The following is a 22,174-nucleotide window of genomic DNA, read 5'->3' as shown; positions in this document are numbered from 1 at the left end:
GAAACCCGTCCCCGCATGTAGCGATCATGACAACAGCGGGGTAGTCATGCCGGTATGCCATTACGTCGATCACGATCGGGAACGAAACGCCTCGCCGCCCTCGTGGCCGCGGCGGCACTGCTCCTCGCCGGCTGCGACAGCTCCGGTGCGCCGTCCCACGACGGGCGGCAGCAGCTGACCGTGGCCGCGCTGCCGCTCACCGACTCGGCCGCCCTCTATCTCGCCCGGGACCGGGGCCTGTTCGCCAAGGAGGGCCTGGAGGTGCGCATCCGGCCGGTGCAGCAGAGCATCCAGGCACTGCCCGCACTGCTCAAGGGCCAGGTCGACGTGATCGCGAGCGCGAACTACGTCACCTACTTGCAGGCGTACGAGAAAGGCACTCTGGACCTCCGCGTCCTCGCCGAGGGCGTCCGGATCGCCCCGCACATGATGGACGTCCTCGTGTCCGAGGACTCGGCGCTCAAGTCCCCCGCCGACCTCGCGGGCAAGAAGGTCGCCGTCGCCGTCCTCAACAACATCCAGTCCCTCACCCTGAACGCGATCCTCGACGCCGAAGGCGCCGGCCGGCCGGTGTACCGGCAGATCCTCTTCCCGCAGATGGGCCCGGCCCTGGACAAGGGCCAGGTGGACGCCGTCCACGCGGTCGAGCCCTTCGACACCGCGATCCAGGGCGCGTCGGGCGCGCGGGTGCTGCTGGACGGCGCCTCGGGACCGGCGCGGGGCCTGCCGGCCAGCGGGTACGTCACGACGGGAGACTTCGTGGCGAAGCACCCCAAGGCCGCCGCGGGTTTCCGGCGGGCGATCGAGGCCGCGTCGAGGATCGCCGCGCGGGATCCGGGAGCCGTACGAGCGGAGCTGCCGAAGTACACCAAGGTGACCGCCGAGCAGGCCAGGTCGCTCCATCTGCCCGCGTATCCGGCGACCGCCGACGCGGCTCAGCTGCGCAGGCTGGTCCGGCTGATGCGTGAGCAGGGCCTGCTGAAGAAGAACGTGGATCCGGCGCCGCTGCTGGTGACATGAGCCGGCGTCAGGAGTTCCTGCTCGGCCTGCTCGGCGCCGGGCTGGCCTTCGGTGTCTGCGAGGCGGTCTCCCGGGCCGGGATCGTGCGGCGCGACTATCTGCCGCCCGCCTCCGAAGTACTCGGCCGTGCCCTGCAGTTGGCGGCCGACCCGGCTTTCCTGGAGGGGGTCGGCGTGACGCTGCGGGCGTGGGCGCTGGGCCTCGGGCTCGCCTGCGCGATCGCCGTGCCGCTGGGGCTGCTGCTCGGTGCGGTGCCGATCGCCGAGGCCGCCGTGCGCGCGATCGTGGAGTTCCTGCGGCCCCTGCCGTCCGTCGCGCTGATCCCGCTGGTGTCGCTGCTGCTCGGCTCGGGTACCGAGACCGAGGTGACACTGATCGCGTACGCCTCGCTGTGGCCGGTGCTGTACAACACCGTCCACGGCCTCGGCGAGACCGATCCCCTGGCCAAGGAGACCCTGCGCGCCTTCGGCTTCGGCCGGCTCGCGGTGCTGCTGCGGGTGGAGCTGCCGGGCACCGCTCCGTTCATCGCCGCCGGAGTGCGGATCTCCGCCGCGGTCGCCCTGATCCTGGCCGTGGCGACGGAACTCCTCTCCGGCTTCGGCGACGGCCTCGGCATCTTCATCGCCCAGGCGGAGACGGCCACCGACGGCACACGGGACGTGCTGGCCGGGGTGGTGTGGGCGGGCGCGCTGGGGCTGGTGATCAACAGCGTCCTGGTCGGCGCGGAGCGGCGGTTGTTCGCCTGGGCCCACGAACCCCGGGACGGGGGCGGCCCGGCGGGCCGGACCCGGCAGGTGAGCCGCGCATGACCGCGACCCCGGACGACCACGCCCTCCCCCAGGACGCCCCCGCGCCCCGCCCCGACCGGAGCCGGCCCGCCGCATCCCGGCCCGGCCCCGACGACACCACCTCGTCCCACGCCGCCCCTGGCCGCGCCGTGGGACCACCCGGCACCTGGGGTGCCCCGGCCCCAGCCCGCCCTGAACCACGCGACACGGCCGCACCCCGGGCCGCCCCACGACAACCGGCCCCACCCGAACCCGACTTCCCTGACAGGGACACACCCCGGTCCGCCCCGCACGAACCGGCCACACCCGAGCCGAGCCCCACTGGTACGGCCACACCCCGGCCCCGCCGCCGTCTCCGCCGTCCCGGCGTCGCCCCCGGTGCCGGTCCGCGCGGTGGCGGTGGGCGTCCCGCGCGCGGTGCCGTGCCCTTTCTGCTGCGCTGGTCGGTTCTTCTGTCCGCCCTCGTCTGCTGGGAGTTCGCCGCCCGGGCGCAGGGCAGCGTGTACTTCCCGCCGCCCCTGCGCATCGTCCGGCACGCCCGTGCTCTGTGGTTCTCGGGGCCGGCCGGGCATCTGTTCCTCACCCCTGCCGCCGTCGACACGGTCCTGCCCAGCCTGGGCCGGACGGCGGCCGGGTTCCTGCTCGCCTCCGTCACCGGGATCGCCCTCGGGCTCGCGGTGGGCCGCTCGCGGCGCGCGTACGCCCTGTGCAACCCGGTGCTGCAGTTCGCGCGGGCCGTTCCGCCGCCCGCGCTGGTGCCGGTGTTCGTCGTCGTCCTCGACTTCGGTACGCCCATGCAGGTGGCGTCGATCGCGTTCAGTGCCGTGTGGCCGGTGCTGGTCAACTCGGCGGAGGGCGCCCGCGCCACCGACCCGCTGCGCCTGGAGGTGGCCGCCGTGCTGCGGCTGACCCGGGCCGAGCGGCTGCGGTTCCTGGTGCTGCCGTCGGCCCTGCCCCGGATCTTCGCCGGGCTCCGGCTGAGCCTGTCGCTGTGCCTGATCCTGATGGTGTTCTCGGAGCTGCTGCCGGGGAGCGACAACGGCATCGGCTTCACCCTCACGGACGCCCAGACACGCTCCGACCTGCTCACCGTGTGGGCCGCGCTGCTGCTGCTCGGCGCGCTCGGGCATCTCTTCAACGCCGGTCTGCTGGCGGTCGAGAAACGGCTCGTCGGCCCAGGGAGGACAGCATGACGACGACCACGGTGCGCGGCGCGGTCGTACGGTTCCTGCGGGACACCGGCATGACCACGGTCTTCGGCAATCCGGGCTCCACCGAACTGCGGATGTTCCGTGACTGGCCGGACGACTTCCGCTACGTACTGGGCCTGCAGGAGTCCGTCGCCGTCGGCATGGCGGCCGGACACGCGCTCGGCACCCGGCGCGCCGCCTTCGTCAGCCTGCACTCCGCCGGCGGGGTGGGGCATGCGCTCGGTGCCGTGTTCAACGCGTTCCGCGACCGGGTGCCGTTGCTGATCGTGGCCGGCCAGCAGACGCGCTCCCTGCTCCAGTTGCGGCCCTTCCTCGGCGCCGACGAACCGGCAACCTTCCCCCGCCCGTACGTGAAGTCGGCCCGCCAGCCGGAACGGGCGGAGGATGTGCCGGCGGTGCTCGCGGAGGCGTACCGGACCGCGATGACGCATCCCCGGGGTCCCGTGTTCGTGTCCGTGCCCGAGGACGACTGGGACCGGCCCGCCGCACCCGTCGCACCCCGCACGATGCACTCGGGGTTCACCGCCTGCCCGGAGGCGCTCGCCGCGCTCGCCGCCCGGCTGGACGCCTGTGCCCGCCCGGCGCTGGTGGTCGGGCCCGGCGTGGACGACGAGGGCGCGCTGGAGGAGGTCCGGGCACTGGCCGAGCGGATCCGGGCCGGGGTGTGGATCAGCCCGCTGTCCGGCCGTTCCGGGTTCCCGGAGTCGCATCCGCTGTTCCAGGGGTTCCTGCCGCCGGTCGCCGGACAGCTGGCCGCGCGGCTGGCGCCGTACGACGTGGTCGTGGCCCTCGGCACGCCCGTGTTCACCTATCACGTGCCCGACGACGGCCCGCCGGTGGCGCCGGGCACCGAGCTGTTCCACCTGGACTGCGACCCTGGCCAGGCCGCCTGGCTGCCCGTCGGCACCAGCATCGTCACCACCCTGCGGCCCGCCCTGGCCCGGCTCACCGGGCTGCTGAAGGAACCGGACCGCGACCCGCCGCCGCCCCGCCCCGCACCCGCGGCCGCCCCGGAGACCGGGGACCTCACCCCGGAGCTGTTCTTCGACCGGCTGCGCGACCGGCTGCCGCGCGACCGGGTCCTCGTGGAGGAGGCCCCGAGCCACCGGGACGCGCTGCACGCGCGCGTGCCGGTCGACCGGGACGGCGGCTTCCTCACCACCGGCAGCGGGGCGCTCGGCTGGGGCCTGCCGCTCGCGGTCGGCCGGGCGCTCGCCGACGGGCGCCGGGTGGCCTGCGTGGTCGGCGACGGCTCGGCGCTCTACTCGGTGCAGGCCCTGTGGAGCGCGGCCCGGTACGCGGCACCGGTCACCTACGTGCTGCTGGACAACGGCGGGTACGGGGCCGTGCGTGCGCTGGGCCGCCGGATCGGCATCGCGCCGGTCCCCGGCACGGACATCACCGGTGTCGACTTCGCGGCCCTCGCGGAGTCCTTCGGGTGCCCGGCGGCCCGCGCCGAACACCCCGGGCAGCTGCCCGCGGCCCTGGAGCACGCGCTGGGCCTGGACGACGACGCGGGTCCCTTCCTGCTGCAGCTGCGGGTCACCGGCAGTGCCGGCACGCTGTACGAGCCCTGGGCGGGGTGAGGGATGCTGCGCCTCGACGCCGTGAGCCGGCACTTCGGCGACCGTCACGTGCTGGACCGCGTCAGCCTCACCGTGCCCGACGGACAGCTGCTGTGCGTCGTCGGGCCGTCCGGCTGCGGCAAGTCCACGCTGCTGCGCACCATCGCCGGGCTGCTGCCCGCGCAGGAGGGCACGGTCACGGTCGACGGAACGCCGGTGACCGGGGTGCCCGAGCGGCTCGCGGTCGTGTTCCAGGAGTACGGCCGCTCGCTGCTGCCCTGGCTGACCGTCCGCGACAACGTGGCCCTGCCGTTGCGCCGCCGGGGCCTCGCCCGGGCCGCCCGCCGCGCCGACGCCGAGGCCATCCTGGAGCGCGTCGGCCTGCACGGGGTCGCCCGGCGTCATCCCCGGGAGCTGTCCGGCGGCATGCAGCAACGGGTGGCCATCGCCCGGGCGTTGGTGTGCCGGCCTGCCCTGCTGCTCATGGACGAGCCGTTCGGCTCGCTGGACGCCCGTACCCGTGAGGATCTGGAGGATCTGCTCCTGGAGGTCCACCGCGGCGACGGCACGACCATCGTCCTCGTCACCCACGACATCGACGAGAGCGTGTACGTCGGGGACCGTGTCGTCGTCCTCTCCTCCTCCGGCCCCGGCTCCCGGATCGTCCATGACCTGCCGGTCGGCCTGCCCGCGGAGCGCGATCAGATCACCACGCGCGGCCTGCCGGACTTCGTGGCGCTGCGCACGGAGGTCGGGCGGGCGGTACGCGGCGGCTGAGGCATCCTGGGAGGCGTACCGGCGGACCGGGAGGTGCCGGGATCCGTGCAGTAGGCCAGGAGGTGGCGGGGATGCGGTGGTGGGCCGGTGGGTGCGCGGTCGCCGCGGTCGTCGTGGCGGCGGGGTGCGGGGCGTCGGCGGGCGGACACGGACCGGGTGCGGAGCCGTCCGGCAGTCGTGCACCGAGGCCGTCGTCGTCCGGTCGTACCCCCGCGTCCCCCCGCCCTTCGTCGCTGCCCGCCTCCCCCGCCTCCCCGCGCCCTTCCGCGCCGTCCGCCTCCCCCGGCGGTGCGGCCCCGCGCTGTGCCGCCGGGCGGGCCGACGTCGTCTTCTCCCCCGGTGGCCCCGTCCGGCGGCGGCTGTGTGTGCGTCCGGGCACCACGGTCACGCTCCTGCTGCACCCACGCCTGGACGACAAGCGCTGGGCCGGACTGCTGAGTTCGGCCCCCGCACTCGTCGTACCGTCCGGCCCGCGCGTGGACGCCGACGGCACCGCGCACGCCGTGCTGCGCTGCGCGGGCACCCGGGGCGGTGCCGCCGAGGTCACCGTCACGGCCCGGGCACCGGATGTCGCGGGGGCCGCGCGCACCGCCTTCACGCTGGACCTGAGGGTGGTGCCGTACACGCGGGAGGGGTGACCCCGGGAGCCGGGAGTCACCCCTCCTGTGCGACGGACGGTCAGCGCAGTGAGCGCACCCTGACGGTGGCGATGCCCCGGCCGTGCGTGGCGGCGTACAGCGTGCCGCCGTCGGGGCTCGTCTTCAGCTGGAGGACGGCGACGGCCGGCAGTCTGCCGACGCGCTCCCAGGTGGTGCGGCCCGGCGCGCGGTAGACCACGCCGAGGTCGGTGGCGACGGCGAGGCCGCCGCCCGCGGTCACCAGCGCGGAGTTGGTGGGCACGTCGGGCAGGTCGGCCGAGATGTCCTTCCAGGTGGTGCCGCCGTCGGTGGACTCGAAGACGTGGCCGACGCCGGCGCCGGGGCCCTCGGTCCAGTGCCGCGAGAAGCCGTTGACGGCGAGGAAGACGTGGTCGGCGTTCTTCGGGTCGACGGCGAAGCCGCTGAGGTAGCGGTTGGGCACGGTGCCGTCCACGGGCAGGCTGATGTCGTGCCAGCCGGTGCCGTCGGTGTTGCCGACGGCGATACCGCGGGCGAAGCCCTGGTTGTTGCAGGGGCCGCACCAGGCGGCGTAGACCTTGCCGCCGGACGCGGCGACGGCGGTCGCGGTGCGGCCGGCGCCCAGGTCGTGGACGTTCGTCCACTCCTTTCCGCTGCGGATGGCGTAGCCGTGGGTCTGGACCCAGATGTGGCGGCCGCCGGCCACCCAGGTGTTGCCGTCCTTCATGTCGGCCGCGAGCGGGGCGATGAAGCGGGCCTCGCTGGTGGCGTTGTCGGGCGGGGCGACGGAGTAGGAGGTGGCCTTGCTGGGGTCGGTGACCCAGCTGCCGTCGTTCACGGCGCAGTTCTGGGTGACCTGGACGGCGAGGTAGACGTACTCCTGGGCGATGTTGCAGCCGTTGGCGGGGTCGGTGAGGGTGTCGCCGCCGTCACCGCCGAAGTTGGAGCCCATCACCTTGTCGTCGCTGCGCAGGACGGACTGCCCGTTGTCCTGCAGCCCGCCGGTGACGGCCACGCCGCCGTGGTCGGGGTCCTTGCCGATGCCGACGGAGTAGTACTGCAGGGTGTCGATGGTGCCGTCGTTCAGTGACGTCCAGTCGGTGGCGTGGCCGGAGGCGTCCTGGGAGCCGTCGACCGGGCGCTTGTAGATGCCGCCGTCGTTGCCGACGTAGACGAAGCTCCTGCCGTGGGAGCGGCCGATCGCGACGCCGTGCTGGTCGGAGTGGGTGGTGGGGTTGCAGTCACCGGTCTGCTCGGAGGGATCGATGCTCCAGCAGGAGAAGCCGAAGTTCCAGTACGGGCCGACGGTGGACCAGGTACCGCCGCCGTCCTTGGTCTCGTAGACCTCCTCCAGGCCCGCGTACACGTGCTGCGCGTCGGCCGGGTCGACGGCGAGGAACTGGTTGTACCAGGCCTGCACGCCGGGCATGTAACCGGGCGAGGTCAGCGCCGAGTTGTCGGCGGCCAGGCCCTTGTAGTCGGCGATCTTCGTCCAGGGGCCGGTCGGCGAGCCGGACCTGGAGACGTAGATGCCCTCCAGGCCGCTGTCCGGGTTGGTGTTGAGCTGCTCCGGGGACTGGTCGATGGCGTAGTAGCGGGAGCCGTCGGCGGAGCGGGCGAAGGTGACGTTGCCTACGTCGTCCGGGTCGGCCGGGAGGTCACCGAGGCCGCCGCTGATCCGGGTCCAGGTGCCGCGCACCTTGGTGTAGAAGCCGTTGTAGTCGTCGCCGCTGCGCCAGCCGACGGCCAGGACCACCTTGGACGGGTCCTCGGGGTCGATGGCGATGTCGTTGGCGATGTTCTTGTACGGGGCGTCCGGGTCGTCCGCCTGCGAACCGCCCGGCAGGAAGTCCGGGTTGGGCGCGAACTCCAGCTTCCAGGGACCGCTGAGCCTCTTCGTGGAGTGGCTCCACACGCCCTCGCTGGTGGCCGCCCACACCTTGCCGCCGCCGAAGCGCAGTTCGTGGACGGTGGTGCTCTGCAGTTCGTCGCCGCCGACCCGGGCCCGCGTGGAGAAGGTGCCGTGGTGCGGGTGGGTGAGGACGTAGACGCCGCTGCCGAGGTAGGCGTCGGCGTTGGTGGTGGCCTCGCCGGTGCCCAGCCACAGCCGGCCGCCGCCGTCGAGGGCGAGGGCACCGGTGGACTGGGCGGGCAGCCGGTCGCTGATGGGCTGCCAGTGGCCGCCGCCGGTGCGCGAGCGCCAGACGCCGCCGCCGGCGCTGCCCGCGTAGACATAGCCGTGGTCGTCGGCGGCGATCGCCGCCATGCGTCCGGTGACGTTCCCGCTGCCGCCGCTGGAGTTGGAGTCGATGTCGCGGTAGCGCGGGTCGTCGGAGTCGTACGGCAGGTCGGTGACGGTGCGCCAGCTGCCGCCCGTGCTCTTGAGATGGTTGAGACCGCGCCAGGCGGCGCCGTAGGCGCCCGGGGCGACGACACCGGGTGAGGTGCGGGCCTCGGCGTACTGGTCCGCGCCCTCGGCTATCTCGTCCGCCTCGTTGCCGTCGTCGTCCGCCGACAGGTGCGGCGCCATCGCGCCCACCGACTGCTCGCGCTCCGCGGCGAGTTGGCCGAGGGCGCGGGTGCCGAAGGGGCTCGCTCCACGGCCGGACGCTGCGGCCGGGGGCAGGGCGACGAGCGCGGCGGACGCGGTGAGCGCACAGACGGCGAACCACCGTCTTCTGCGGGTTGGGGCTGACACAGGACCTCCCGGAACGGGGCATCGACACTGCCGACGCAGGAGACCCGATCACGCGGACGTGCGAACGTCCGCCACTTGGCCAACTTTTGACGAGAACCTGCCAGCAATCGCCGTCCCGGCGGGCTGATCCACGGGCGCCGTGCCCGCCTCCGACGGCGCGGGCTTCCTGCCCGAGGCGGCCCGGCCGTACCTCGGGCTGCCGCCGCTCAGCCCACGGCGGTGACGGCACCGGCGTCCGCGTCCCGGTGTTCGCCACCGCCGGTGCGGGCCGCTTCACCATCCGTCCGCAAGTCGCCGGGGCGCTCAGCCGCCGGAGGAGCGCACCCTGCTGCTCCCGGTGCCGATCGCCCCGGCCCTGCTCATCCTGATCGAGGGCGGTGCGTGCGGACCGCGGGGGCAGCGGCCCCGCCCTGGGTGCGCAGCCGGCCCGCCGTCCTCAGCAGGCGGTCGGCGGGTTCGCGCAGCCGGGGATGGGCCAGGACGGTGTTCCGCAGTCCGCGCACCGGCCTGCGCCACAGCCGTTGCGCCGCGGCCACGGGGTGCGGCCGGGCGGCGAAGCCCTCGCCGACCCGCAGTTCACGTGTCTTGAGCCAGTCCTTGTACTCCTTGTCGCCGCGCCCCAGGTCGACCAGGGTCACCCCGTGCCGGGCGGCGGCCTCGGCGGTCCTCAGGTGCATCATCAGCCCGGGCGAGTAGTAGTGCAGGTCCGGGTCGTACGCGGTGAACCACGCCGCCAGCACGGTGCTGGAACGGGGTCCGAAGTGGGCGGCGACCGGCCGGTTTCCGGCGTAGAGCACCGACAGCACGCCGGTGAAATGCTCCTCGCGGACATGGAAGAGGTGGTCGACGAGGTCCACGATCCAGGGCCGCGAGAACCGGTCCATCCGCCCCGTCCTGCGGTACTGGGCGGACTTCCACTCCATGAGCGTGTGCAGGACCCGCGGGTCCCGCTCGTCGAACTCGAACCGTACCTCGCCCATGTCCCGTCCGAGCCGGCGCTCCTTCTTCAGCGTCGTCTTGGCCAGCCCCGGGTAGGCGCCGCGCAGCCACTCGGCGTAACCGCCGTCGCCGGGCTTCACGTCGATCACCGGAGAGGCGAAGGTGCCGGTGACGTGCGGGGCGAACGGTCGCTGCTCCTGCACGAGATGGTCGAACTCGAAGATGCTGAGCCCGCAGGCGCGCAGCAGCTCCCCGGTGTCCCAGGTGACGCCGGGCCGGTGCACGAGGGCCTGGCAGTCGGACAGGCCGAGTCCGATGGCCCGGCCGGTGCCGAGGGGTCCGCGCTCGTACGGGAAGAACCCGACCGCCTCGCCGCCCTCCCGCAGGACCGCGACGCGCGCCCCGCGCCGGTGACGGCCGACCCCTGTCGTGAACTCCGGTGCCAGGAAAGGATTCGCGTACTCGGGTGACTCGTCCATCGCCCGGTGCCAGGCGCCGCGCAGTTCGGCGGTCAGGTCACCGGGTCTGTGGATGGTGATCTCCACCTCAGCTCGACCGCCCTTCGGCCGCCTCCGCCAGGGGTCTGGCGGTTGCGGCACAGGCCGGTGAGGCGTGTGGATCATGGCTGATGGATCGCATGGGCGACCGCTCCCCCCACGACGCGCCGGGCGCGTCCTGCCATTTCGTTCCGTTGTCTGCGGTTCCCCGCCGTGCGCCACTGCCCAAACGTCGCGAAACAGCACGCACACCGTCAAGGGTGCCTCAGGCGACGGATGATCCGCCATGGGTCTGCGGACATCGGTGATGAGTCAGGACGGATGACGAGATTCTCCCGCTCCCAGCCCTCTCGCCTCTATTGACATGAACCTGCACCACCCCCGAGGCTGCGTGCGTGAAGTTGCTCGATCGGCGCTCATTTCGAGCGCTTCCGAGCACATCCAGCACAAGCCGTAGCAACAGTCAGTCCGCAATGGTGTGATGGGAGCTGTTTTGGCCGTGCGAAGACTCCGACACCGTGTGCCCTGGCCGGCCTGGGTCCCGCTGGGGCTGGTGACCGTCCTGGCCGGGACCGCGCTCGCCGCCCCGGCGCCCGCCCGGGCCGCCGCCGCGGCGACCGGCGCCGTCCTCGACTCCGCGCACAGCAGCGTGAGTTGGCAGAGCCCGGTCTACGCCAAGGGCACCGGCGGCGGCACCGAGAGCTGCCCCGCCGCCGACGCCGATCCCGACGACAAGGTCTGCGACCGCTTCGACCTGACCGTCTCGGTGCCCGACGGCTACTGGAACGACAGCCCCGAGGGCGGCGTCCCGCTGTCGGTCAAGTGGGAGAAGCCCTCCGACGACTTCGACCTCTACGTGTACGACGACCACGGCCGGCAGGTGGCGTCCAGCGCCGGCACCGCCGACCCCGAGGCCACGGTGATCCCCCGGGCGTCGGGGACGTACCACGTGGTGGTCGTGCCCTACGACGTGCACGACAACTCCTTCACGGGCACCGCGTACCTGCCCGCGACGACCGACGCCGGTGATCTCACGTCCTTCTCCGGCGGCGACGGCAGCTACACCGTACGGGCGGGCGGGCTCACGGCCCGGGCCGACTTCCTGACCGGCGGGCGGCTCCGGCTCCAGGCCGACCCGTCGGGCTCGCTGAGCGACCCGGCCGGCACCGCGATCGTGCGCGAGCAGCCCGCCCTGCAGCGGCACACCTCGACCTTCGACGCGGGCGACTACTACGGCGTCCGCTCGCCGGAGGCCGTGCTGCGCGTCTACAAGCAGCCGTTGCGGTTCGGGCTGTACAGACCCGACAACCGCACCCGGATCTGGCAGGAGGACAAGCCGCTGCGCTGGTCGACCGGCGGGATGCGGCAGAGCCTGACGCGGGGCGCCGACGAGCAGTTCTTCGGCGGCGGCGAGCAGAACGGCAGTTTCTCGCACCGCGGACGGACCATGTACGTGTCCAACAGCTTCGACTGGGACGAGGGCGGCTACAACAACTCCCAGCCGTTCTACCTCTCCAGCGCGGGCTACGGCGTCTTCCGCAACACCTTCGCGCCGGGCGTCTACTCCTTCGGCTCGCCGGTCACCACGGGTCAGCAGGAACGGCGCCTGGACGCCTACTACTTCCTCGGCGACGCCAAGCAGGTCATCGGCGCGTACACGGCGTTGGTCGGCAAGCCGTTCATGCCTCCGGTGTACGGACTCGAACCCGGCGACTCCGACTGCTACCTGCACAACGCCAACCGGGGCGAGCGGCACACCCTGGACGCGCTGAAGGTCGCCGACGGCTACACCGAGCACCAGATGCCCCTCGGCTGGATGCTGGTCAACGACGGTTACGGCTGCGGGTACGAGAACCTGGAGCAGACGGCGAAGGGCCTGCAGGACCACCACGCCCAGCTCGGCCTGTGGACCCAGGACGGCATCGACAAGCTCGCCGACCAGGTCAAGGCCGGCCAGCGGGTGGCCAAGCTGGACGTGGCCTGGGTCGGCAACGGCTACAAGTTCGCGCTGGACGCCTGCGACGCGGCGAAGAAGGGGATCGAGGACAACAGCGACGCCCGGGGCTTCGTGTGGCTCCCGGTGTCCTGGGCCGGCGCCCAGCGGTGCGGGGTGCTCTGGAGCGGCGACCAGAAACTGTCCTGGGACTACATCCGCTGGCAGATCCCGACCTACGCCGGAGCGACCATGTCCGGCATCGCCTACAACACCGGTGACGTGGGCAGCATCTACCGCCACGACGCGAAGATGTACGCCCGCGACCTGCAGTGGAAGGCGTTCCTGCCGGCCATCATGACCATGGACGGCTGGGCGACCGACCTCACCACCAAGAAGCCCGCCGACCAGCAGCCCTGGCTGGACGGTGAGCCGTACACCTCGGTCAACCGCAGGTACCTGCAGCTCAAGGAGCGGCTGCTGCCGTACATGTACACCCTCTCCGCCGAGGCGGCGAAGACGGGGGTGGGCGCGGTGCGTCCGCTGTGGCTGGAGTACCCGAAGGACCCGGGCGCCCTGACCGACGAGGCGAAGTACGAGTTCCTGTCCGGCCCCGACTTCCTCGTCGCGCCGGTCTACCAGGACTCCGACACCCGCGACGGCATCCATCTGCCGAAGGGCACCTGGACCGACTACTGGACCGGGCGCACCTACCAGGGGCCGACCACGGTCAACGGCTACCACGCCCCGCTCGACACGCTCCCGCTGTTCGTGCGCGAGGGCGCGATCGTCCCCATGTGGCCGAAGGGCACGACCAGTTGGCAGACCCGCGACCGGCACGAGCTGGACTGGGACCTGTACCCGGCCGCGCACGGCACGAGCCACTACACGCTGTACGAGGACGACGGTGTGACCCGCGACTTCGCCCGGGGCTCCGCCGCGACCCAGCGGGTGTCGCTGCACGCGGACGGCAGGGTAACCACCGTGTCCGTCGGCGCGAGCCGGGGCGACTACACGGGCAAGGTGGACGCGCGGACGTACCGGTTCACCGTGCACGGCACCGGCGCACCCGTACGGGTGCTGCTGAACGGGCGTCAGCTCCCGGACTCCGCCTGGTCGTACGACTCCGGCACGCACACCACCACCGTCAGCACGCCGAGCCTGCCGCTCGATCGGGGCTTCGGTCTACGACTGGTCGAGGGAGGGTAAAGGAAGCGTATGGTCTAGTCCAAAGAGTGAGTTGGTCTAGTCCAACTCATTGACGTGACCCCAACGCCTCCCAGAGCCTGGGGCGACTCCCCACCCCACCCCCTCTGGGAGGCACGCAATGAGACCCCTTCGGGCCTGTCTGGGCGCGGCGGCGGCCGTCACGCTGACCGCCGCCGGCACGACCGCGTTCGTCGCGGGCAGCGCCTCGGGCGCGGCCACCGCGCTCGACAACCGCTGGTACGCCGCAGCCCCCTATCTGATGCCGCTGGACAACGACCCGCCGGACCCGGCCGCCATCATGGACGCGACCGGCCTGAAGGCCTTCCAGCTGGCTTTCGTCCTGGCCCCGAACGGCGGCGGCTGCACGCCCACCTGGGGCGGCACGGCCCCCGTCTCCTCGGACACGGCCGTGCAGTCGGCGATCGACACCATCCGGAGCAAGGGCGGCGACGTCTCCGTCTCCATCGGCGGCTACGGCGGCACCAAGCTCGGCCAGGTCTGCTCCGACGCCGCCTCCACGGCGGCCGCCTACCAGCAGGTCATCACCAAGTACGGGCTGCACGCCATCGACTTCGACCTGGAGGAGCCGGAGTACGAGAACACCGCGGCCATCAGGAACGAGATCGGCGCGGCCAAGATCCTCCAGCAGAACAACCCGGGGCTGTACGTCTCCGTGACGACCGCCGGCACCGCGGACGGCACCGGCTGGTTCGGCAAGCAGATGCTGCTGGAGGCCAAGTCGCAGGGGTTCACCCCGAACAACTTCTCCATCATGCCGTTCGACGGCGGCTTCAACGGGGCGGCGAGCCAGACCGGCGCGCTGACCAACTTCAACTCGATCCTGCAGTCGACCTTCGGCTGGGACCAGGCGACCGCCTACGCCCACGAGGGCTTCTCCGGCATGAACGGCCGCAGCGACACGGGTGAGTACTTCACACAGGCCGACTTCCAGACGGTGCTGGACTACGCCACCGGTCACCACATGGACCGGTTCACGTTCTGGTCCCTGAACCGCGACCGGCAGTGCAGCCCGCCCGACAACGGCGGCCGCACCTCCGGCACCTGCTCGAGCGTCACCCAGAACCCGTGGGACTTCGCCAAGTACTCCGTGAAGTTCGCGGGCGTCACCCCGCCCACCACCCCGCCCACCCCCACGCCGACGCCCACCCCCACCTCCTGCAAGACGGCGTGGAGTTCGTCGGCGGTGTACACGGCCGGGAACGAGGTCTCCTACGCCAAGCACAACTGGAAGGCCAAGTGGTGGACCCAGAACGAGGTGCCCGGCGCCTCGGAGTGGGGTCCGTGGCAGGACGAGGGCGCCTGCTGAACCTCTTGACGTGTCTGGTTCAGACCTCTAGCTTCTCGGGCACCGGCGACCAAGGATGCGTTCAGTGTTCACCATGCTGAACGCATCCCGGTCGAACGTCCGGTTCGGACGTCCGGTCCGACGAAGGGACCCCCACATGCCCCGACCCCGGCTCCTCGCGGCGACCACCACCGCGGGACTCGCCCTCGCCCTCGGCGTCCTCGGCACCGGCAGTGCGGGTGCCGCCGGCCCCCATGTCGCACCCGGCGGCAACTTCGACCTCTCGGTGTGGCAACTCCAGGAGCCCGTCGGCTCCCCCGGCAAGCCCACCACCGTCCCGTCGTCCCGGCTGCAGGGCGCGAACGGCTACCAGGACGCGTACTTCTACACCGACACCCGCGACGGGGCGATGACGTTCTGGGCGCCCGAGGAGGGCGTGACCACCCCGAACTCCCACTACGCCCGCTCGGAACTGCGCGAGATGAACCGCGACGGGAGCGCCGCCGACTGGTCGCTGTCCGGCTCGCACCGGATGAGCGCGACCCTGCGTGTGGTCTCCGTGACGAAGAACGTCTGCGTGGGACAGATCCACCTCGGCTCCGGCGGCTCCTCCACCAAGCCGCTGCTGGAGCTGTATTACCACGCGAACGGCGACATCGTCCTCGGCACCGAGGACTCGCCGTCCGGCGGACAGACCCCGCACGCCGTGGGCCACGTGCCGATCGGCAGGACCTGGAGCTACACCATCGCCGTCGCGGGCGGCGACACCATCGACCTGACCGTCAACGGCACCACCACCCACTACGGCATCCCGTCGTCGTTCCAGCGGTACAAGCAGTACTTCAAGGCCGGCTCCTACAACCAGTCCTCCTCGGACAGCACCACCCAGGGCGCCCGCGTCGCGTTCTACGGGCTGACCGTCACGCACGGGTGACACACGACGGCGCGACCTGCGCAATTGGTGCATTCGGGCGTACCGCCGTAGCGTTCGATGTGCGGTCCGACACAGCACGACGGCAGGAGCGGCCATGCGCGGATCTTTGACGGGAACGGCGATCACCCTGGCGGCGGGCGCCTTGCTCACGGCCGGTATGACCACGGCGTCGGCCGGCCCGGCGGCCACGGCCCCGAAGGCCGCACCCTCGCGGCCCGTGCTGGTCGACTGCCGGTGGCAGCGCGACATCCGCCCGGCCGACTTCATCCTCGCCTGCGGCGACGGCAACAGCCTGCTGTCCGGACTCCACTGGAAGCAGTGGGGTTCGCAGGCGGCGACAGCGGTGGGCGTGAACTGGGTCAACGACTGCAAGCCCTACTGTGCCGCCGGCACCTTCCGCCGCTACCCGGTGATCGTGCACCTGGACCTGCCGCAGACCTGGACGAAGGATCCGGCGGTGCAGCACTTCACCCGGATGAGTCTGACCTACACCGCCGCCCGGCCGGAGGGCTTCAACACGGTCATGACCTACCCGCTCTGGGACTGACGGCCACGCCGGGCCGGGGGCCCGGCAAATTGCGGTGCACGGGTTCGCGCAGCTCTGCGATCATGCCGCAATGCGCGACACCCTCGAACGTCTGGTCGTACGGCACACCCGCCGCATCCCCGCCCCCGCCGAACCCCTCGGACCCGCCGGCCGGGGCGAGGCGGCGGCCCGGCAGTTCGACACCGCGCTGATGTCGGTGGGCTTCAAGCTCTCCGCCACCGCCCTCGCGCACCTGTCGTCGCTGTCCGAGGGCGCGGTCGTCGACACCGCCGTCCGCACCCTGGCGACCGTCCGTGAGCTCGTCGGCGACCACGTCGAGCACAACGTCTACTTCGTCGACTTCCCGGCGAACGTCCCCGACACCCCCGCCTTCTGGGCGCGCTGCGTCGAGGAGGCGCTCGCCGACCCCGCCGTCCGCCCGGGCACGCTCAAGCAGCTGGTCGGCGGCGTGGTGGACCTGCTGACCCTGCCGTCGTACGGCCGCTACCGGCACACCTACGCCGAGATGCTCGCCCGGCACGGGGAGCTGATCCCGGCGGCGGGCGACCGCGTGACGGTACTGGACCTCGGCGGACCGCTGGACGACGAGGTCACCGCGCTGTACCTGGCTCTGGCGGGGAGCAGCACCCCGCTGGGCGAGGAGGGGCTGCGGGACCTGGAGGTGCTCGCCGGAAGGTGCGCGGCCGGGCCGCAGCCGGAGGCGATCCCCGTGCGGGAGAACCGGGCCGTGGTCAACCGGGCCCGGCTGAGCGCGGGCGCCGATCTGCTGCTGGACACCGTCACCGACGTGCTCCGCCTGGCCTGCGCGCTGTCCGGCGGCGACGTGACTCTTCAGGAGCCCACGCGGTTCCGGGCGCTGTCGCGGCCGGTGCGCCGCGCACTGCTCGCGGGACTGGACGCCGTCGTGGCCGCCGCCCCGGCCAGGCTGGCGGACGTCTCCGCACACCGCGAGGCGTACAAGCGGCTCGGGGAGCGGCTGCACCCGCACGAGCACCCGCGGTGGCCGCACGCCGCCGAGGTCTTCGCCGTCGCCCGCGGCGAGCGGACGGCGCGCACCCTCGACGGCCGGGTCGAGGTCCTGCTGGCCGCCGGGGACGTCACCGGTGCCGTACGACTGCTGCGGTCCGCGCCGGGCAAGCTGTTCCGCGCCCTGGACCGGCTGCTGCGCGCAGCCCCCACCCAGGAGGAGCGGGACGCGGTCGTCGCCGCCGCCGAGGAGGTCGCCGGGGCGGTGTCCGGGCGTGTGGTGCTGTCGGTGCGCGAGCATCTGCACCACCGTGCCGGGGCGCCCGGTGCGCGGCGGGTCTTCGTGGGCCGTCGGGGCCGCACCTGGGTCACCGACGACACCCGCCCGCCCCTGCCGCCGGCGGAACGCGAACGGCTGACGGCCGCCCTGGACGAGGAGATCGGCCGCCGGCTCCCGGCCGTGGAGCGGCTGCTGGTCGACCCGGACGTGCTCGACGTGGCGCTGCCGCTCAGCGGCAAGGCGACCGCGTCCGGCCTCGGCGTGCTGCCGCGCGGCTCCCTCTCCCCCGTCGACGGCGAGCGCCTGCGCTTCTTCGTGTACTGGAAGCAGGCCGGCCGCCGCACCGACTTCGACCTGTCGGCGCTGCTGCTCGACGCCGGCTACGACACGGTGAGCCAGCTGTCCTGGACGGCCCTGTCCGACGTCGAGGGCGAGCACTCCGGCGACATCACCGAGGCACCCGAGGGCGCCTCGGAATTCATCGACCTGCGTCTGGGCGCCGTGCGCGGCACCTTCGTCGTCCCGCAGGTCAACATCTACGCCGGAGAGGGCTTCGAGGAGGTGGAGGAGTCCTTCTTCGGGTTCATGCTGCGCGAGTCCGAGCAGGCCGGCCGCCCCTTCGAGCCGCGCACGGTGCGGATGAAGTCGGAGCTGCGCGGGCCCGGCCGGGTGGCGCTGCCGCTGGCGTTCGTGCGGGACGCCGACGGCCGGTGGCGGGCGAAGTGGCTGCACCTGTACCTCCGCGGCACGCCGTCGGGCAACCGGGTCGAGGGCAATCAGGCGTCGGTGGCGACGCTGCTGCGGGGCATCGTCGAGCGGGAGTACCTCACGGTCGGCTACCTCGCCGGGCTGCTGGCCGCGCGGGGCACGGCCGTGCGCGAGTGGGACGGCACCGGGGCGGTCCCGGACGGCCCGGTCACCTACATCGGCCTGGAGCGGCCGGAGGGGCTGCACCCGGACTCCCGGATCGTCACCCCGGAAAATCTGCGCGACCTGATCCCGCAGTGACTGCTAACGTGAGCGACGGCGAGGCCATGAAGGGGCTTCCTTCTCCCTCTCTTGTAACGAGATTCGACGCCAGTCCCTTCGCTCTCCTCGCCCTCGACGTCGGCCCCGTGACACCTTCCGGTGTCACGGGGCCGTGTCGTCGGTGCTGATCGGTTCGCCTGCTCAGCCGATCTCGACCAGCAGGTCGCCGCCCTCCACCTGCTGGATCCGGTTGATGGCGAGGCGCGAGACGCGGCCCCCCTTCGGCGCGGTGATCGTGGCCTCCATCTTCATCGCCTCGATGGTGGCGATCGTGGCGCCGGCCGCCACCTCGTCACCCTCGGTGACCACGAGGGTGACCACACCGGCGAACGGCGCCGCCACGTGGCCGGGGTTGGCGCGGTCGGCCTTCTCCGTCACCGGCACGTCCGAGGCCGCGGCACGGTCGCGGACCTGGATCGGGCGCAGCTGACCGTTGAGCGAGGACATCACGGTGCGCATGCCGCGCTCGTCGGCCTCGCCGACCGCCTGCAGCTCGATCAGCAGCCGGACCCCGCGGTCCAGGTCGACGGCGTACTCCTTGCCCGGGCGCAGGCCGTAGAAGAACGCCTTGCTGTCCAGCACGCTGGTGTCACCGAAGGCCTGGCGGTGCGCGTCGAACTCGCGGGTCGGGCCGGGGAACAGCAGCCGGTTCAGGGTGGCCCTGCGCTCCTTGGCCAGCCCCTCGCGGTCCTCCGCGGACAGCTCGGGTTCGGGCTTGGGCTCGCCGCGGCCCTGGAGGGCCTTGGTGCGGAACGGCTCGGGCCAGCCGCCGGGCGGGGTGCCGAGCTCGCCGCGCAGGAAGCCGATCACCGAGTCGGGGATGTCGAACTTGTCGGGGGTCGCCTCGAAGGCGTCCGGGGAGACCCCGGCGCCGACCAGGTGCAGGGCGAGGTCGCCGACCACCTTGGAGGACGGCGTGACCTTGACCAGGCGGCCGAGGATGCGGTCGGCGGCGGCGTACATCGCCTCGATGTCCTCGAAGCGGTCGCCGAGGCCGAGGGCGACGGCCTGCGTGCGCAGGTTGGACAGCTGGCCGCCGGGGATCTCGTGGTGGTAGACCCGGCCGGTCGGGGAGGCCAGGCCCGCCTCGAACGGGGCGTAGATCTTCCGGACGCCCTCCCAGTACGGCTCCAGGTCGCCGACGGCCTGCAGGTCGAGGCCGGTGGGGCGCTCGGAGTGGTCGGTGGCGGCGACCAGCGCCGACAGCGACGGCTGCGAGGTCGTACCGGCCATGGAGGCCACCGCGCCGTCCACGGCGTCGGCTCCCGCCTGGATCGCGGCCAGGTAGGTGGCCAGCTGACCGCCCGCCGTGTCGTGCGTGTGCAGGTGCACGGGCAGGTCGAACTCGCGGCGCAGGGCCGAGACCAGCTTGGCGGCGGCCGGGGCGCGCAGCAGGCCGGCCATGTCCTTGATCGCGAGGACGTGGGCGCCGGCGTCGACGATCTGCTCGGCGAGGCGCAGGTAGTAGTCGAGGGTGTAGAGCCGCTCGGCGGGGTCGTTCAGGTCGGCGGTGTAGCAGAGGGCGACCTCCGCGATCGCCGTGCCGGTCTCGCGTACTGCGTCGATGGCGGGGCGCATCTGGCCGACGTCGTTGAGGGCGTCGAAGATGCGGAAGATGTCGATGCCGGTGGCGGCGGCCTCCTCCACGAAGGCGTCGGTCACCTCGGTCGGGTAGGGGGTGTAGCCGACGGTGTTGCGGCCGCGCAGCAGCATCTGCAGACAGATGTTGGGCACGGCCTCGCGCAGGGCGGCCAGCCGCTCCCAGGGGTCCTCGGCGAGGAACCGCAGCGCCACGTCGTAGGTGGCGCCGCCCCAGCACTCCAGGGACAGCAGCTCCGGCAGGGTGCGGGCGACGACCGGGGCGACGGCGAGCAGGTCCTTCGTGCGCACCCGGGTGGCGAGCAGGGACTGGTGGGCGTCGCGGAAGGTGGTGTCGGTGACGCCGATGGTCGGCGACTCGCGCAGGTGCCGGGCGAAGCCCTCGGGGCCGAGGTCGACCAGCCGCTGACGGGAACCGGCGGGCGGCTCGCCGGCCGGCGGCGACGGCAGTTTGGTGACGGGGTCGAACAGGTCGGGGCGTTCGCCGTGCGGCTTGTTGACCGTCACGTCGGCGAGGAAGGTCAGCAGCTTGGTGCCGCGGTCGGCGGAGTGACGGGCGGTCAGCAGGTGCGGGCGCTGCTCGATGAAGGAGGTGGTGACCCGGCCCGCCTGGAAGTCGGGGTCGTCCAGGACGGCCTGGAGGAACGGGATGTTGGTGGCCACACCGCGGATGCGGAACTCGGCCACGGCACGCCGGGCCCGGCCGACGGCCGCCTTGAAGTCCCGGCCCCGGCAGGTCAGTTTGACCAGCATCGAGTCGAAGTGCGCGCTGATCTCGGTACCGGCGTGGGTGGTGCCGCCGTCCAGCCGGATGCCGGAGCCGCCCGGCGAGCGGTAGGCGCTGATCCGGCCGGTGTCCGGGCGGAAGCCGTTGGCCGGGTCCTCGGTGGTGATACGGCACTGCAGGGCGGCACCGCGCAGGGTGATCGTGTCCTGGGCGAGGCCGAGGTCGGCGAGGGTCTCGCCGGAGGCGATCCTGAGCTGGGCCTGGACCAGGTCGACGTCGGTGACCTCCTCGGTCACGGTGTGCTCGACCTGGATGCGCGGGTTCATCTCGATGAAGACGTGGTTGCCGTCGGGGTCGAGCAGGAACTCGACGGTGCCCGCGTTGCGGTAGCCGATCTCACGGGCGAAGCGCACGGCGTCGTCGCAGATCCGCGCGCGCACCTCGGGGTCGAGGTTGGGCGCGGGGGCCAGTTCGATGACCTTCTGGTGACGGCGCTGGAGCGAACAGTCGCGCTCGTAGAGGTGGATGACGTTGCCCTCGCCGTCGGCGAGGATCTGCACCTCGATGTGGCGCGGGTCGACGACGGCCTTCTCCAGGAAGACGGTCGGGTCACCGAACGCGGCGTCGGCCTCGCGGGACGCGGCCTCGATGGACTCGCGCAGCTGGCCGGGATCCTCCACGCGGCGCATGCCGCGCCCGCCGCCGCCGGCGACCGCCTTGACGAAGACGGGGAAGCCGATCTCCTCGGCGGCGCGGACCAGTTCGTCCACGTCGGTGGAGGGCTGGGAGGAGCCGAGCACGGGCACGCCGGCCGCGCGGGCGGCGGCGACCGCGCGGGCCTTGTTGCCGGTCAGCTCCAGGGTGGCCGTGCTCGGCCCGACGAAGGTGATGCCCGCCTCCTCGCAGGCGCGGGCCAGTTCCGGGTTCTCGGACAGGAAGCCGTAACCCGGGTAGACGGCGTCGGCGCCGGCCCGGCGGGCGGCGGCCACGATCTCCTCGACGGAGAGGTAGGCCCGCACCGGGTGCCCCGGCTCCCCGATCTCGTACGCCTCGTCGGCCTTGAGCCGGTGCAGCGAATTGCGGTCCTCGTGCGGGAACACGGCGACGGTGCGCGCGCCGAGTTCGTAGCCCGCCCGGAACGCGCGGATCGCGATCTCTCCTCGGTTGGCGACCAGCACCTTGCGGAACATCCTGGATTCCCTTCAGCTGCCTGCCGGCGTCGAACACCATGGTGTCAGCCACGCCCCTGCCGTACCTCGCGGCAACCATAGGGGGTGCCCGAACGTGTCGACGTGCGAAAACCATCACATCGCCGGGGTGGGCCGCGCCACAGGCGCGCGGGACGCCGCCGAGGGCACACCGGTCCCTTCCGGGCGAGGACCTCTTCGCCGCCGGCCCCGCCGTGCGAAACGCCGGGGGCGCCATGGATCTGACGAAGGTGAACGTCATCGGCGGGCGGTACGGCATGCGGTACACCGAGGGCACGATGACTCTCGACTGAAAGAGTCACGCCGGCCGGTCCCGCGGCGGAC

14 protein-coding genes are annotated in these 22,174 nt (G+C 72.6%); 11 read left to right on the top strand and 3 right to left on the bottom strand.

Going from position 1 to position 22,174, the window contains the following annotated elements:
• Positions 1–102 precede the first annotated feature (102 nt).
• From ACIHEJ_RS29515 to ACIHEJ_RS29490, 6 genes are all read left to right on the top strand, one after another.
• Complete coding sequence (locus ACIHEJ_RS29515; RefSeq protein WP_400140105.1) at positions 103–1,020, top strand: ABC transporter substrate-binding protein; 918 nt, start codon at positions 103–105, stop codon at positions 1,018–1,020.
• Positions 1,017–1,829, top strand: a complete 813-nt coding sequence (locus ACIHEJ_RS29510) for an ABC transporter permease (RefSeq protein WP_400140103.1) — start codon at positions 1,017–1,019, stop codon at positions 1,827–1,829. Before ACIHEJ_RS29515 ends, ACIHEJ_RS29510 begins: the two co-directional genes overlap by 4 nt.
• Before the next feature lie 401 nt (positions 1,830–2,230).
• Entirely contained in the window at positions 2,231–3,001 is a 771-nt protein-coding gene (locus ACIHEJ_RS29505) for an ABC transporter permease (protein WP_400140101.1), read from the top strand.
• A complete protein-coding gene (gene mdlC / locus ACIHEJ_RS29500) occupies positions 2,998–4,605 on the top strand; it encodes a benzoylformate decarboxylase (protein ID WP_400140099.1) in 1,608 nt (535 codons plus the stop codon). The genes ACIHEJ_RS29505 and mdlC overlap by 4 nt, the downstream gene beginning before the upstream one ends.
• A gap of 3 nt (positions 4,606–4,608) precedes the next feature.
• On the top strand, positions 4,609–5,361 hold the full coding sequence (locus ACIHEJ_RS29495) for an ABC transporter ATP-binding protein (RefSeq protein ID WP_400140096.1): 753 nt from the start codon (positions 4,609–4,611) through the stop codon (positions 5,359–5,361).
• Positions 5,362–5,726: 365 nt separating this feature from the next.
• Positions 5,727–5,999: an acetyl-CoA synthetase gene (locus tag ACIHEJ_RS29490; RefSeq protein ID WP_400140094.1), complete on the top strand. Its 273-nt coding sequence runs from the start codon at positions 5,727–5,729 to the stop codon at positions 5,997–5,999.
• Between the two features lie 40 nt (positions 6,000–6,039).
• Here ACIHEJ_RS29490 and ACIHEJ_RS29485 read toward each other — a convergent pair whose 3' ends face one another.
• Positions 6,040–8,676: a glycosyl hydrolase gene (locus ACIHEJ_RS29485; protein WP_400140092.1), complete on the bottom strand. Its 2,637-nt coding sequence runs from the start codon at positions 8,674–8,676 to the stop codon at positions 6,040–6,042.
• A gap of 359 nt (positions 8,677–9,035) precedes the next feature.
• Positions 9,036–10,160 carry a GNAT family N-acetyltransferase gene (locus tag ACIHEJ_RS29480; protein ID WP_400140090.1) on the bottom strand — a complete coding sequence of 375 codons (1,125 nt, stop codon included), beginning with the start codon at positions 10,158–10,160 and terminating at the stop codon, positions 9,036–9,038.
• 451 nt (positions 10,161–10,611) lie between these two features.
• On the opposite strand from ACIHEJ_RS29480, the gene ACIHEJ_RS29475 reads away from it, so the two are divergent.
• The 5 genes from ACIHEJ_RS29475 (at position 10,612) to ACIHEJ_RS29455 (ending at position 18,295) form a co-directional block, all read left to right on the top strand.
• Positions 10,612–13,254 carry a TIM-barrel domain-containing protein gene (locus ACIHEJ_RS29475; RefSeq protein WP_400140089.1) on the top strand — a complete coding sequence of 881 codons (2,643 nt, stop codon included), beginning with the start codon at positions 10,612–10,614 and terminating at the stop codon, positions 13,252–13,254.
• Between the two features lie 118 nt (positions 13,255–13,372).
• The gene (locus ACIHEJ_RS29470; protein ID WP_400140087.1) at positions 13,373–14,581 is read left to right on the top strand and encodes a chitinase; all 1,209 of its coding nucleotides are present in this window, start codon (positions 13,373–13,375) and stop codon (positions 14,579–14,581) included.
• A gap of 136 nt (positions 14,582–14,717) precedes the next feature.
• Complete coding sequence (locus ACIHEJ_RS29465; RefSeq protein ID WP_400140085.1) at positions 14,718–15,494, top strand: polysaccharide lyase family 7 protein; 777 nt, start codon at positions 14,718–14,720, stop codon at positions 15,492–15,494.
• A 94-nt stretch (positions 15,495–15,588) separates the two neighbouring features.
• On the top strand, positions 15,589–16,041 hold the full coding sequence (locus ACIHEJ_RS29460) for a hypothetical protein (protein ID WP_400140083.1): 453 nt from the start codon (positions 15,589–15,591) through the stop codon (positions 16,039–16,041).
• 70 nt (positions 16,042–16,111) lie between these two features.
• Complete coding sequence (locus tag ACIHEJ_RS29455; RefSeq protein ID WP_400140081.1) at positions 16,112–18,295, top strand: hypothetical protein; 2,184 nt, start codon at positions 16,112–16,114, stop codon at positions 18,293–18,295.
• A gap of 162 nt (positions 18,296–18,457) precedes the next feature.
• On the opposite strand, the gene ACIHEJ_RS29450 is transcribed toward ACIHEJ_RS29455, so the two are convergent.
• Positions 18,458–21,832: a pyruvate carboxylase gene (locus ACIHEJ_RS29450; RefSeq protein WP_400140079.1), complete on the bottom strand. Its 3,375-nt coding sequence runs from the start codon at positions 21,830–21,832 to the stop codon at positions 18,458–18,460.
• Positions 21,833–22,174 lie beyond the last annotated feature (342 nt).

It is taken from the genome of Streptomyces sp. NPDC052301, from assembly GCF_044593395.1.
In the GTDB taxonomy this organism is placed as follows: Bacteria; Actinomycetota; Actinomycetes; order Streptomycetales; family Streptomycetaceae; genus Streptomyces.
The sequence above is the reverse complement of the archived record's forward strand: the minus strand, read 5'-3'. Positions and strand labels throughout refer to the sequence as shown.